At 64.1% G+C, this 12816-nt stretch carries 15 protein-coding genes, 1 tRNA gene and 3 pseudogenes; 10 read left to right on the forward strand and 9 right to left on the reverse strand.

The features are described from left to right. Positions 1-212 precede the first annotated feature (212 nt). The 3 genes and pseudogenes from MNOD_RS04500 to MNOD_RS50505 form a co-directional block, all read left to right on the forward strand. Positions 213-425, forward strand: a complete 213-nt coding sequence (locus tag MNOD_RS04500) for a LuxR C-terminal-related transcriptional regulator (RefSeq protein ID WP_015927652.1) — start codon at positions 213-215, stop codon at positions 423-425. Between the two features lie 402 nt (positions 426-827). Continuing rightward, positions 828-1052 carry a hypothetical protein gene (locus MNOD_RS41245; protein ID WP_015927653.1) on the forward strand — a complete coding sequence of 75 codons (225 nt, stop codon included), beginning with the start codon at positions 828-830 and terminating at the stop codon, positions 1050-1052. An 87-nt stretch (positions 1053-1139) separates the two neighbouring features. Further along, positions 1140-1334: pseudogene (locus MNOD_RS50505) on the forward strand (helix-turn-helix domain-containing protein); the annotation flags it as partial. A gap of 192 nt (positions 1335-1526) precedes the next feature. On the opposite strand, the gene MNOD_RS04515 reads toward MNOD_RS50505, so the two are convergent. Beyond that, the gene (locus MNOD_RS04515; RefSeq protein ID WP_043748064.1) at positions 1527-1829 is read right to left on the reverse strand and encodes a hypothetical protein; all 303 of its coding nucleotides are present in this window, start codon (positions 1827-1829) and stop codon (positions 1527-1529) included. Here MNOD_RS04515 and MNOD_RS04520 point away from each other — a divergent pair. Then, complete coding sequence (locus tag MNOD_RS04520) at positions 1823-2071, forward strand: hypothetical protein (RefSeq protein ID WP_015927655.1); 249 nt, start codon at positions 1823-1825, stop codon at positions 2069-2071. The two genes, MNOD_RS04515 and MNOD_RS04520, sit on opposite strands and share 7 nt — an antisense overlap. A gap of 19 nt (positions 2072-2090) precedes the next feature. On the opposite strand, the gene MNOD_RS04525 is transcribed toward MNOD_RS04520, so the two are convergent. Both MNOD_RS04525 and MNOD_RS04530 read right to left on the reverse strand, forming a co-directional pair. Next, a complete protein-coding gene (locus MNOD_RS04525) occupies positions 2091-2720 on the reverse strand; it encodes an acyl-homoserine-lactone synthase (protein ID WP_050783278.1) in 630 nt (209 codons plus the stop codon). A 248-nt stretch (positions 2721-2968) separates the two neighbouring features. Continuing rightward, positions 2969-3826 (reverse strand): IS5-like element ISMno12 family transposase, encoded by an 858-nt coding sequence (locus tag MNOD_RS04530; protein ID WP_015927380.1) that lies wholly within the window; start codon positions 3824-3826, stop codon positions 2969-2971. Between the two features lie 85 nt (positions 3827-3911). On the opposite strand from MNOD_RS04530, the gene MNOD_RS04535 reads away from it, so the two are divergent. From MNOD_RS04535 to MNOD_RS50515, 3 genes are all read left to right on the forward strand, one after another. After that, complete coding sequence (locus MNOD_RS04535) at positions 3912-4640, forward strand: helix-turn-helix transcriptional regulator (RefSeq protein WP_015927657.1); 729 nt, start codon at positions 3912-3914, stop codon at positions 4638-4640. A gap of 66 nt (positions 4641-4706) precedes the next feature. Then, positions 4707-5156, forward strand: coding sequence for a Sir2 family NAD-dependent protein deacetylase (locus MNOD_RS50510; protein WP_083786313.1), 450 nt, complete (start codon positions 4707-4709; stop codon positions 5154-5156). Beyond that, positions 5153-5395 carry a Sir2 family NAD-dependent protein deacetylase gene (locus MNOD_RS50515; RefSeq protein ID WP_425277496.1) on the forward strand — a complete coding sequence of 81 codons (243 nt, stop codon included), beginning with the start codon at positions 5153-5155 and terminating at the stop codon, positions 5393-5395. Before MNOD_RS50510 ends, MNOD_RS50515 begins: the two co-directional genes overlap by 4 nt. Positions 5396-5721: 326 nt before the next feature. Here MNOD_RS50515 and MNOD_RS50520 read toward each other — a convergent pair. Next, positions 5722-6018, reverse strand: a pseudogene (locus MNOD_RS50520) (glycoside hydrolase family 15 protein); the annotation flags it as partial. Positions 6019-6128: 110 nt separating this feature from the next. Between MNOD_RS50520 and MNOD_RS04550 the strand changes: the two are divergent. After that, positions 6129-6992, forward strand: a pseudogene (locus tag MNOD_RS04550) (transposase); the annotation flags it as partial. A gap of 175 nt (positions 6993-7167) precedes the next feature. On the opposite strand, the gene MNOD_RS04555 reads toward MNOD_RS04550, so the two are convergent. Beyond that, positions 7168-7920 carry a sulfite exporter TauE/SafE family protein gene (locus tag MNOD_RS04555; RefSeq protein ID WP_015927658.1) on the reverse strand — a complete coding sequence of 251 codons (753 nt, stop codon included), beginning with the start codon at positions 7918-7920 and terminating at the stop codon, positions 7168-7170. Positions 7921-8288: 368 nt separating this feature from the next. Between MNOD_RS04555 and MNOD_RS04560 the strand changes: the two genes are divergently transcribed. Beyond that, positions 8289-9179, forward strand: coding sequence for a LysR substrate-binding domain-containing protein (locus MNOD_RS04560; RefSeq protein ID WP_015927659.1), 891 nt, complete (start codon positions 8289-8291; stop codon positions 9177-9179). A gap of 355 nt (positions 9180-9534) precedes the next feature. On the opposite strand, the gene MNOD_RS04565 is transcribed toward MNOD_RS04560, so the two are convergent. Continuing rightward, a complete protein-coding gene (locus tag MNOD_RS04565) occupies positions 9535-10830 on the reverse strand; it encodes a DUF1963 domain-containing protein (RefSeq protein ID WP_015927660.1) in 1296 nt (431 codons plus the stop codon). Positions 10831-11005: 175 nt separating this feature from the next. Beyond that, positions 11006-11278: a hypothetical protein gene (locus MNOD_RS04570; protein WP_015927661.1), complete on the reverse strand. Its 273-nt coding sequence runs from the start codon at positions 11276-11278 to the stop codon at positions 11006-11008. Between the two features lie 271 nt (positions 11279-11549). Here MNOD_RS04570 and MNOD_RS50285 point away from each other — a divergent pair, with 271 nt between their 5' ends. Then, positions 11550-12002: a CsbD family protein gene (locus tag MNOD_RS50285; RefSeq protein WP_341874482.1), complete on the forward strand. Its 453-nt coding sequence runs from the start codon at positions 11550-11552 to the stop codon at positions 12000-12002. Positions 12003-12077: 75 nt separating this feature from the next. Here MNOD_RS50285 and MNOD_RS46120 read toward each other — a convergent pair whose 3' ends face one another. After that, positions 12078-12332, reverse strand: a complete 255-nt coding sequence (locus MNOD_RS46120) for a hypothetical protein (RefSeq protein WP_015927663.1) — start codon at positions 12330-12332, stop codon at positions 12078-12080. Between the two features lie 298 nt (positions 12333-12630). Continuing rightward, positions 12631-12706: transfer RNA gene (locus MNOD_RS04580), tRNA-Lys, on the reverse strand. Positions 12707-12816 lie beyond the last annotated feature (110 nt).

The raw sequence follows: 12816 nt of genomic DNA on the forward strand, positions 1-12816 counted from the left end.
AACTCCTCAAGTATGAATGCCGGTGCGATCCGTTATCTCGCAATCTCACCACGAATACTTGAAATTTATGCCACGAACCTGCTCTCGCCTCGAAACTAAAACGAATGACTGCTTCGTAGATCATGACACACAAACGCCGTGATCGTCGGGCGTATTGCCATTCGACGATGTTCCGATAGCCACGACGTCGCTTGCGTTCGGGAGGATCCAGAATGGCGCAGAGCCACGAAGGCAATCTGACCAAGCCGGAGGTCGCGGTGCTCCAGCGGGCATGCAACGGCATGACTGACGAGGAGATCGCCGCCGACCTCGAACTCGACTTCGCGCAAGTTGAGTCGATGTTGGGCTCTGCGAAGGAGAAGCTTAAGGCGGCGGATCGAACGCACGCGGTGGCCAATGCGCTGCGCAAACGCTTGATCGCGTGAGTGCAAAAAGAAGCGGAGGAGATCGTCCTCCGCTTCTGCTGTCGATCAATCCCGGGCCTGATTGAAGATCACGTCGTCGTCGTGGGCCTCGTTCAGCAACTCGCGCGTGCCCCAGACCATCTGCCTCGTGCATCGCGAGATGGGCGAGCGCCACCTCTACATGATCCCGCTCACCTGGGATCTCGAAGAGGCCGAGGCGGTCGTCTCCGCCTTCATGAAGGTCAACCCCGAGGACGACTTCGAGGTCGAGATCTCCGCCCTCCACGCGCCGGAGCCCGACGAGGCCCCGAGCGTCGAGATCGAGAAGGCCCGCTATCTCGAACTCTGCACCGCCTGGGCCAAGCGCCAGCACGAAGCCTGGATGCAGGCCCGCTTCGAACAGGGCGGCTCTACGGGCCAGAGATGTCGATCACCGCGCGCACCCACCCGCTGCTGCGCCCCTGGGCCGAGTTGCCCGACCAGTTCAAGATTCCGAACCTCGAAGAGCCTCAGGCGCTCCTCGACTTCCTCAACGACCAGGGCTACGCGATCGTCACCAAGGGCGAGCTTGAGGCGATGCTCACCCTGATGCGCAAGAGCGGCCTGAGGGAGAGCGTCGAAGCGCCAGTCGAGTCCGATCCGGAGTAGGTTCGACAGCCGGATCGAGCGCGGCCGATGGAGCTTGCGTAGGGGGAGACGGTGATGATCACCGTGTCTCGGATGAATGTGAGGGAGAGGACGGTACGCGACTGGGTCATGGCCTTCAACGCGCAGGGCCCGGACGGGCTGATTGACGGCAAGGCTCCCGGTGCCCGTCCCCGCCTGAGCGCCGATCAGCGCGCGGCGCTTCGGGCCTTGGTCGAGCAGGGGCCAACGCCCGCCATCCACGGCGTCGTGCGCTGGCGGCTGGTCGACCTGGTCCAGATCCTCCTCGGCGGCAGAATTCACCGCAAGACTGGTGAGATCGTTGTCCGAGACCGGTTCCGGAACAACCAGCACCTACTCAACCACGAGATCGGACACACCCTCCTGGATCACGTCCAGAACGTGACCTGGGTCGCAGCGTTCCAGGACGATCGGGAAGCCTGGGACGAGTTCCTGGGCACGGTCCATCGCCGCCTCCTACCAGAAACGGCACCAGATCGAGGGCGAATGGATCGACAACCCCATGGCGTATGATTGGGTCTTCACCGCTGAGGCGTCCTCGGACGGGAAACGGTAGACAAGGCCCTGGATGGTCCGCAGCGCGTCCCTGGAGCCCTTGGCGACGACGTCCCGGATCTCAAACCCGCGCTTGGCCGCCGCGAAGGCCGTCTCGATCCGGGCGAGCTTCGAGACCTCCTCCTTCGGCACGAACATCCGCAGGATCCGCCGCTGACCCTGTTCGCCTTCGGGCTCCGGTTCGACTGCGAGGGCTAATGGCATACCGCGACCAGGGTATCCGCATTACCGACCTGCAACACTTCGTGGAGATCGAAGGGCAGGACTGGGAGGCGTTCGAGGCGAGCGGTATCCGGCGGTTCCTGGCCAAGCAGGATCTGCCCGGACGCTGGGACGCGATCCACAACTCCTCTAAGCAGCGTCGGGGCATGATCTATGGCTTCACGCACTGGCTGACGGCGCTCGCCTTCCATCTGGAGTTCGTGGGGGCGCGGGCGGCCGATTAGCCGCCCGAGTGCCCAGTGCTTAGGCTGCCTGCGCGTGGTCGTTCTCGGACAGCAGCAACGGACCGGTCAGCCCTGCCGCCTTGCGCACGGCAGCCAGATGCCCCGCAGTGACCGGCAGGAGGCCCGCCAAGGCCCGGGAGTTGCCGATCTTGTGCACACCACCGAGACGCTCTAGAGGCCAGCCACAACGCCGCAGAATGCGCTCCACCGCGGCATCCGTGACCGTGGCGACATATCGCTTGCGGTGCATGAGGCTCCATTCGAGCATCAAGGCGAACAGCGCGGGCGTCTCTGGGGCAATCCCATTCTCGCCACAGGGCGAGGCGAGTTCGCCGTCGATACAGAACCGCGAACTCTCGACAATTTCGTCCGCCTTGGGCGCCGGACCCCCGTCGAGAAGGTCCGGGAACGTGTCGGCGAGCATGTTCGGGCCCGTTGTCGGAAGGAATCGAACGTGCCCGGCAATCTTCCGCGCGGGCGTCAGGAGCAGAAGGTAGGTCGCTTCAAGGGCATCATAGCGGTCGATCTCCATATCGCCCGCGACGGCAACATCCCAGTCTAGACGGCCCTTGAAAATTCTTGCGCGAAGACGATGCATCTCCGTCACGAGATCAAAGTTCGCGCCAAACGCGTGGCGCGTGAGAGCCATTGCGTGCATGGTTGGTGCCTTTTAGGGTTTACTGCCCTGCAACAGAGTCAGTCTATTACCCGAAAGAATCCTAGTCGGGAAGTTGTCAAATTTGACAGTCCGAGCTGCTGCTGTAGATCAGCACGCTTCTTAAACCGTCCCTGCTTCGGAATGCGTCAAATTGTTGACTCGATGGAGGCTGGCTTGTCTAGCAGTGCTTTTCGTGTACTGAAGGGGGGAAGTTGCTCTAAGAGTCCGTTGGGAAAGGGTCATTTCATAGTGATTGACGCGAGAAGCCGAGTTATAGAGGCGAAAAGCATAGCCGCCGCCGAGATGTGAAGCAGCGTATCGTAATCCAGCTTGAGACGGCGCGACACCGTGAGAGCGCCGATGCTTTGCTCAATCCGCCATCGTTTCGGCAGAAGCACAAAGCCCTTCCCAAATTGCGGCCGTACGACCACTTCCACGACACGGCTCGTGCCAGCCTGAACCGCCTCAATGAAACGGGCCTTGTACCCACCGTCCACCACGATTGTCTTGATCCAGGGACAGAGACGAACCAAGCGCTTGACGAGCGGGATCCCGCCCTCTTGATCCTGAACGTTGGCCGGAGTGATCATCACCGCAAGCAGGCGTCCGTCGCTGTCGACCGCCAGATGCCGCTTGCGCCCCAGCACTTGTTTCGCCGCATCGTACCCGCGCTCGCCTTGCGGGGCGTCACACTTCACCGCCTGGGCATCCACAATCGCCAGCGTTGGACTGGCTTCTTTCCCGGACTTCTCACGATCCCTCATCACGAGATGATGGTTGATCCGGTCCATGTGGCCGCCATCGGTGAGCAACCGCCAGTAATCGTAGCAGAGACTGGCGGGCGGCAGATCCTTTGGCATGGCATCCCAGGGAATGCCGTACCGCTGCACGTAGCGGATGCCGTTCATGATGTCCCGAATAGGATAGGTCCGGGGCCGCCCGATCCCCTCCGCGACAGGAAGCAGTGGCTCCAGGGTGAGCCACTCGTCGTTCGTCATATCACTCGGGTATCTCTGGCTGCGACGATCATAGCGCGGCCGATTTGCAGCGGTCCAGACCAAGGAGGGGCCATTCATCCATTCGAGACGAGCAGACATGCTCTATCATCCCGCATTTTCTCTTGGCCACCCTTTCCCAACGGACTCTAAGCCCTAAGCTTGAGGGGTAGGCTGGGGATGGGAGATGGAAGACAGGTTCGGTTTCCAGAGGTTCGTTGACGAAATCCATGCGGCCTCCGACGAGGGTGGACTTGTCGGTGCGGCAAGCCGTATGGCCGACCGCATGGGCTATCGTTGGATAGCCTATCTCAGCATGACCGATGCACAGGAGCACGAGATCACGAGCACATATGCGCCGCCGTGGGTAGAACACTATTTTGCGAATAATTATGAGCAAATTGATCCGTGTGTCTTAGCATCCCGTGAACAATCTCAACCATTTCGGTGGGGGTCACTGGGGCCGCCGATCGAGATACCGGAGAATGTTTTGCGGCTCTACGATGACGCGCGCTCCTACGGCATCCGGGCGGGAATCACTATCCCGATCCTCGGGCCGAGCGGGCGCTGGTCGGCCTTCACCATGGCCACCGACGAGTCGGAGACGGAAGCGCTCGCGCGGCAGACCGACTATCTCACCAGCATGATGACGATGATGGCGCTTCAGTTCCACGCGCGCCTGCTTATCACGGCGCCCCGGTTCTCGGCCGAGACCCGTCCGAAGCTCCTCACCGACGTCCAGGCGCGCTGCCTCCAGGCGGTCGCGAATGGCGAGCCGATGAAGGTTGCGGCCCACGAACTCGGGCTCACGCACCGGACGGTCATCCATCACCTCAACATGGCGCGTAAGCGGCTTGGCGCCAAGAATATAACTCACACGGTCAAGACAGCTTTCCATCTGGGTCTGATAAAATGAAGTTAGAATTCGCCGAGTAGGCCAGAGGAGCGGTATAATCAGTACATCCTTTGAAGATGCATTGCGATGTCCACTTTACCCAAGCTCGTTGTCTTTACAGACGCCGACATCTCATCCTGTTCCTGGATCCAGACTTTTCGCGACAGCGACGGATTGTGGGAGAACCACAATGTCGACCAGGCCGCAAACATCTTGGCCTTCAAGAAGAACTTCGAGGTCGTCCACCGCTTTTACAATGCCCAGCGGGCGCAACTGGCCGAGGTTGAACCGAACGCTGCCCACCGCATGCTGGCGCGTCTCCAATCCTACTTCGGCAAGCGGATGACGCAGATCACGCTGAACATCGATGACCTGCTGGAGCGGGGGTGGATGCGAGGACGTGCTCCACGTTCACGGCCATCTCACCAGCATGCACTGCCTCGCCTGCGGCCAGCGGTTCGAAATCGGGCTACCCGGCCTGGGACCCGGAGGTCGACACCTGCCCGGTCGAGCGCTGTCGCTCGAAGCGGGGCGTGAAGCCGAACGTCGTCTTCTTCCACGAGAACGCGCCCGCCTACCGGACGATGAACAAGGCCCTGATGCGGCTCACTGAGAACGATGTGCTCCTCGTGATGGGCACCTCCGGACAGGTGATCGACATCGGGTCGTATGCGGCGATGACGAAGGTGTTCGCGATCCTCTCGAACCTCAAAAGCGAGACGCGGGCCTCCATGCCCGGGTCCCCGGTGATCGAGGACCGCCAGTCAACCTCGTGATGCACGGCCGCGCCTCTGAGATGGTGGGGGCGATCGAAGAGAAGGCGGTCGATCTTATGGGACTGGGGTCTCGGGACGAGAAAGGCCCGCGACTTTAGAGCATAGGAAAACGAAGTGCTCGATCGTGAATTCTGCTTGGAGGCGTTGATGTCTTTGTGAACCCACCAGACGTTCCCAGGAACGTATCCCTTGGAAGAGTCTTTCCGGTCCAAGTAATTACCCACGCCCTGTAACGACGGGATCAGACGCCCATCATCTTGAGGACGGTGCACCTCCCAGATGCCCTCGTCCGGTTGGTCCCAGTTCTGGCAGACCCAGTCGAGGGCACGCGCCACGCCGTGCCAAGTGTCGATGCTGGCCGGCACGCCGTACTTGTCGGCGAGATAAACCGCATCCGTCAGTTCGCCGTAGATGTCGAGCTGGAGTTGCTCGGCGGCGGCGTTGCCGATCCGCATGGGCCGCGACCCACGATACCCAGCGAGATGGTCGAGCTCCTCCTCGGCCGCATCATGGTTGCCATCGAGAGCGTAGAGGACCTGCAGCCGTTCGCCCTGCTTCTGCTCGCGCGCCCGCTTCTCGACCCAGGCGATGAAGGCCGTCGCCGCGTCCGTGTAGCCTAGCACTACAGTTGCAGGCGGTGTTTTCGTTGGGCGTTGAGGGCGGTGGCCTCACGGGGCTGACGTCACACTGACCGGGCAAAAAGCCGCCTGCAACTGTAAAACTAGGCGCATGAGCGCGTACCGCGCGGCTCAACGAGAAGATCGCAAGCCTGCGCGAGCAGATGCAGGCTCTGCAGGCGATTCGTCAGCGGGTCGAGGCTGCGCCCGACCAGCAGGTCTCGCTGACCGATCCCGATGCGCGCTCGATGGCCACCAGCGGCAAGGGCACAGGTATCGTCGGCTACAACGTTCAAGCGGCAGTGGATGCCGAGCACCACCTGATCGTGGCTCATGCCGTGACCAACCTCGGGAGCGACCGGGCTCAGCTCGCGCCGATGGGCCTCATGGCACAGGAGGCGACCGGATGCAGCACGCTCACGGCGCTGGCCGATCGGGGCTACCTCAACGGCGATCAGGTGCTGGCTTGTGAAGGCACCGGTGTGCTGCCGTGCGTGCCCAAGACGTTGACCTCCGGCAACGCCAAACGCGGTCTCTTCACCGGGCAGGACTTCGTCTACGATGCCGAGAAGGACCACTCCACGTGTCCTGCCGGTCAGCACCTGACCAGAGGTCCCGCCCGATCCGATCGCCGGGATGAGATTGATCACTACCGCAACCTGACGGCCTGCCCCACCTGCGCGCTCAAACCCCGCTGCACCGCAGACCCGGCGCGGCGGATCAAGCGGTGGGTGCACGAGGGTGTGCTTGACGCGATGCAGGACAGGCTCGACCGAATGCCGGATGCGATGAAGATCCGTCGCCAGACCGTGGAGCACCCGTTCGGCACCATCGAGGCCTGGATGGGAGCCACTCACTTCCTGACCCGAACACTGGCGAAGGTCAGGACCGAGATGAGCCTTCAGGTTCTGGCCTACAACATGAAGCGGATGATCCAGATCTTCGGGGTCGGACCGCTGATGACGGCGATCCGGATCTGACCGCCACGCTCGCGAGGCGTTACACGACTACCCCTCTGCGGCCCGCCCCGACAAAAGCCGCGTTCTCACACAGCCTCGACCCTCAGCAGTCCTTCGCACCGCCATCCTAGGATGAACGCTCGCACCGGAAGCGGCAGAGGCTCGGACTGTTGCCTGCACGGCAGCAAAGCCGTGTTCAGATCAGCGCCCGCGAGGCCAGATGGGCACCGAGCGCGAGCAGGCCGAGGAAGAAGCACCGCCGGAACATCCGCTCGCTGACCCGGCCCCGCATCCATCCGCCCACGGACATGCCGATGAGTGCCGGCGCGAGTGCGAGCGCCGAAGCGCCAGCCGTGCCGGTCTCGAACGAGCCACCTCCCGCGAGAGCAGCGGCGAGCGCCACAGTGGACACCGTGAACGACAGCCCGAGCGCCTGGATCAGCTCGTCCTTCGGCAGCCCGAGCGCCCCGAGGTAGGGCACCGCCGGGATCACGAACACGCCCGTGGCGGCTGTCATCAGCCCGGTCACAGCGCCGATCACCGGACCCAGCCACCGCTCCGCCCGTGGCGGCACCGCGAAGCGCATGGCGGTGAGGCCGAGCACGGCGTAAGCCATCAGCGCCACGCCAAGCGCGATGGCAGCCTGTCCGGCGTGGCTGCCCTGCATGAACCCAGTCCCGGCCAGCGTGCCCACGACGACGCCGGCCATCATGGGCCAGAGCCGGCGCGCCAGCGCGCCGAAGCGCGGCCCGGTCGCGAGCTGCCAGACGTTGGTGACGAACGAGGGCACGATCAGGAGCGAGGCCGCCTGGGCCGGTGCCATCACGGTGCTGAGCAGCCCCATTGCGACGGTCGGCAGGCCGAGCCCGATCACGCCCTTGACGAAGCCGGCGAGCAGGAACGTGAGCGTTGCAACGGCGATGGGGGAAAACTCAAAGCTGAAAAGCATGGCTAGACGTGCTGGCGAAGGTAATGAGAGATCAGTCGTGGAGGCGCATATCCCGGAGCATTGCGTCCACGCCGGGCGGGCGCTCGACGGGAGCCGTTCGCTGCTCGAAATTTGCAGGGATCGGAGCGGAGCAAGAGGTCCGGTCGGTCCTGTGCTCAGCCAGCGCGGCGAGAGCGGTCAGTCCCGCCAGTGCGACGGCAGCTGCCTCAAGAAGGCCCCCTCCGCCGATGATCGTCGCTCGTGTGTCCTGTGCCATGAACCCACTTTGAGAGGAGGGCTGGCATACGACAATGCGGAAGTGAGCAGGGCCTGCCTTCGGCTGAGCCGAAGGCACTTGCCCTCGCGCTGCTGAGGCTGGACAATCAGGGATGCGCTTCGATCTTACCGACCTGCGTCTGTTCCTGCATGTGGTCGAAGCGGAGAGCATCACGCGTGGGGCCGAGCGGGCCGGGATGGCACTCGGCTCCGCGAGCGAGCGCATCCGCGGCATGGAGATGACCGGAGGCGTGCCCTTGTTGGAACGCCGGCCCCGCGGGGTGCGACCGACGCCGGCGGGCCAAGCGGTCGCCCACCATGCCCGCGTTGTGCTGGGCCAGCTTGAGCAGATGCGGGGCGAACTGGGGCAGTACGCCAAAGGCCTGCGCGGCCACGTGCGGGTGCTGTCGAACACCGCCGCCTTGGCCGAGTTCCTGCCCGATGCCTTGGCCTCCTTCCTCGCGGACCACCCCGAGCTCGACGTCGATCTGGAGGAGCGGCCGAGCCGCGAGATCGTCGCTGCCATCGCGGGCGGGCTCGCCGACTTCGGCATCGTCGCCGACACGGTTGATCTTGGCGCCTTGGAGGTTTTGCCGTTCCGAACCGATCAGCTTGTCCTCGTGGTGCCGGCCGGTCACGCCCTTGCCGGCCGCAGCAAGATTGCGTTCCGGGAGGTGCTGGACGAGCCCTTCGTGGGCTTGGGGCACGGCAGCGCGCTCCAGGCCCATCTTGCCAGCCACGCGGCCAGGGCCGGACACGCGCTCAAGTTCCGGGTGCGCGTGGGCGGGTTCGAGGCGGTGTGCCGGATGGTCGAGAGCGGGGTGGGCGTGGCGGTCGTCCCCGAAGCGGCCGCGCAACGATCCGGCGAGCGGGGAGCAATCCGGTCGGTTCCGCTCAGCGATGCGTGGGCGCTCCGGCACCTGACCCTTTGTGCCCGCAGCGTCTCGGCACTGCCGGCGCACGCCCAGCAACTTGTGCGGCACCTGACCCGCAGCGGTGCATAATTCACGGCTTCTGGAGCGCTGCTGGGCGGTCGCTGTTTCAGCCGGTGGCCTGGTCCGGAACCCCGGTCCAAACCGCCCTCGCATCTATGTAAAGAAAACGACGGAAAACCTTCCAGGCGGATTGCGTCCTGCGCGGCACTCCAGCCCCTCAGCCATCTGTGTCAGGAAATCAAATGTCCGGAAAACGCTCGCAACCGGACATTCCTCACGCACTCCGCGAACGTCTGAAAGGGGTCACGAGTTCGCGTTCGGCTTGTTCGCCTGCTTGCCAGTGATGAAGTATCTGAGCGCCCGTGGGAGAGAGGACACCTGCACGAAACGTCATCCAGTGCGTCCCTCTTACAGTCGACGTGCCTCAGTGACACTCGAAAGTGAGACGTGTAGCTCGCCAGTTTCCCGTCGCAAGGTCCTGCGGGGGAATCCAGAACTGGTAGGCGCCCATGTCGCCAAAGCGCCACGCCATCATGTCGTCGTACACCAGCTGCAGCAGCAGCACGCTGCCCTCGTTCTCGAGCCTGGCATTATCCTGGATGCTGACGCCCTGGCCGAACATCTGGTGCCAGGCGTCCGTCGGAAGACGGTACTTCTCGTTGATGAGCGTGCGTATGGCACCCGGCAGCAGGGCAAAGTCGCGCTCATCCTCGGCGACCATCAGCGCCAGCAGGGTCTGCGTCGCGAGGTCTGCGACGGAGTGGGGCACCCGATAGCGCGTGACCTCGTCGAACTCTTTTCGTGAGCGATCAAAGGAGGTCTTCAGCTGCATGACAGCCTCGGCCGACATGGACTGCCAGGGCCTGTGCTCTCCCGCCCAGGCGGAGACATCCGCGACGAAGCGCTCAAAGGCAGGCGTGAGTTGCTCGAACCCGGCGAGCCGCTTCTCGCAGCGGGCAAGCTCCTTCTCGGCCTTCTCAACATCAGGGCTCGGTAGAGCTGATCGCCGCCCGAAGATGCGGCCCAGAACCGCGCTGAAGGTCGGCTTGGGCCGGACCTTTTCCAGGTCGGCACGGGCCCTGACTACGGAAGCGCGTTGCCGCTCCACTCTCGAGGGCCAATGATGGTGCGCTGCACGCAGGTGCGCTGCGAAGAGTTGCGCAGTATGCCACCAAGCGGGGTGGGCGGCAGCCTCGCCGAGCACTGTCCAGGCTTCGCGAGCGGTGAAGAAGTACTGCCGACGCTGCCATCGCGCCGTCACCGCATCGGCATCAATCGACCCATCTTCGTCCAAGGGTAGCGCCGAGATTTCGAGGGGCCAGTGGGGGAAGAGGCGCGGTGCGGATGGGGCCGCGTTTTCGGGGAAGATGTCTCCGCCCAGATCGAAGACGGCGGGTGCGTCAGGGGGCGGCTCCGTCGGGGCGGCCACCCGTGGATGGGGCACATAGATCACGCCCGCTTCCGGTCCACTGGGCGCCTCGCCGATGAAGAAGGCAAGCGCACCGGCTGCCGGCAAAGCGGAGGACCCGATGCAGCCCGCGATCTCTTCCAGATCGATCTGAGCGAGAAAGTACATCGGCCGGCCAGAGGTAGCGCAGCGCGGCCAGGGGCGGTCACCAAGGCGCGGCTTGCCGCCGAACCAGCTCGGGTAGCGGACCCAAGGCAGGCCAATCTCGCGCGGGCGGCGGGACAGGATGAGCGGGCGAAGCCGATCAGGCATGGGCAGTCTCGAAGCGTCGCCACTAAGCTGACGCGAGACCGTTAGTTTTTTGATGGGTCGCGCGGTGAGCCGAGGGGTTGCCATGGGCGCACGTTCGGCGGCGCGCGCTGTCCAGAAGTTCAACGTCCGTCTTGCGGAGGGTCTGCCTCTCAAGACGTTGGCAGACCTTCGGCAACTACGATGCCTTCCCATCTCGGTCCTGCGGCACGCAGACGATCGCCTCAGCAGCGAGAAGCGTCTCGCGTAAGTCAGCCGCGATGTCCGCGAGCGCAGTCTCGGCCCCAAATCCATTAGGGAGTGTTTGTTGGATCTCACGCAGGTCGGCCGCAACGTCGCGCATGACCGCCCGATTCAGGCATGCGAACCGGCCTGGCGCCGCGCGCTCGAAGGCAAGCGCCAAAGTCTGGTAGGCGCGCTCCAGCAGGCAATAGGCGATCTCCGCGCGCATTGCGCGCTCCTCGGGACCGCACGCGCATTTGGAATCAGGGGTCTGTTCGCATGTCATGCTCTTGCACGTGGGGAGCGCGCCCGATGCGCACCACTCCGCGTTCGTTGCTCTGCGCATTGCAGACGCTCGTCCGTCCAGCGAGAAGACGGCGGCTGAGAGGGCGGTGGGTCTTGAGTGAGGCCGTACGGCTGAGCTTTACCGTTGCAATCAATTGCACAACGGCCAAGCTTCGTGAGCTGACCAGGAGGCAGCGCTCGGGTGCGCGACCGGGTTGGCCGAACCCGCTGCCAACTTGAGCATTGTTGCTGGCGAGAGGCTCACCTCCTCAGGATCTCAAACGGAGCTCGCCATGCGGTCGTTCTTTCTCCTCGTGCCCGCCGCCCTATCGATGCTGGCGGCCTCCCCTTCCCTCGCCCAAGACACCGCGCCGGCTTCATCGGGCGGCAGCATGACCTGGCTCTGGATCGTGCTGCTCCTCATCGTGCTCGGCGGAGCCGCCTGGTACTTCGGCTTTGCCCGGAATCGTTCGACGCGGACCTCAGCGCCCGGCGTGGACCGGGACCGGATCGCAGGGTCGGCTGAGCAGGCCAAAGGCTCTCTGAAGGAGGGCGTCGGCAACGTGCTCGGCGATGCCAAGCTGCAGGCGGAAGGCAAGCTCGACAAGGCGGAGGGCAAGGCTCAGAGCACGGTAGGCGGCATCAAAGACACGCTCCGAGGTCGCTGACTCGGAGGCTCCCGGCCCAAGAGGCATCTCCCGCATTCGTCACACGGCCTCTCGTGATCCCGGCCGCCTTCGCCCTTAACCAGGGTCGGACGCGACCTTGCGCACCTGGGCCAGCGAGAGGCCGAAATGCTTGGCCACTTGGGTCGGCTTCACGCCTGCCGCGAGCGCCGCCCGGATCGCGTTGCGCTTGCCGTTCAGGAGCGCCATGGGCTCATCCACCCCGACCGGCGACCCGGCCTTGCGCGGCGTGAGACGCTTCAGGGTCGGAGCCAGTCGCTCAAGAGCTTTGTCGAGCTCAGGTCGGGCCCCCTGCCCTTTCCCTCCTGACATCCGCCGCTCCAGCTCCACAATGAGAGCCACTGCCCAGCGTGCAAGCTCGGCATCAGACAACTCGCCCACCTGCTGCGGACTGGCAGGGACAGAGCTGCGAGCCAGCCCCGGCTTCCGCGTTGCGGGACCAGACCTCACGTAGCCGAACAGGTCAGCTGAGGGTGCGGGGGATCGCGCGCGTGACATGGCCCCAGTATGGGCAGGTGCGCGGGCTCGCGCAAACGGCGCTGATTGCGGACACAGTGCGGACACGGCCTGAGAGGCTAAGCCGATCTTCCCGCTAAGTGTTTGATTTGATTGGTGGGTGCACTAGGGCTCGAACCTAGGACCCGCTGATTAAGAGTCAGCTGCTCTACCAACTGAGCTATGCACCCATCGCTTCCGGGAAGCGGCGCCGGGCGGCCACCAACCGTCCCGATCGCGAGCGGGGATGTAGCGGGTCAGATCCGACCTGTCCAGCCCCGGATCCGACCCGCGACGCGGT

Source organism: Methylobacterium nodulans ORS 2060 (assembly GCF_000022085.1).
Classification (GTDB): Bacteria; Pseudomonadota; Alphaproteobacteria; order Rhizobiales; family Beijerinckiaceae; genus Methylobacterium; species Methylobacterium nodulans.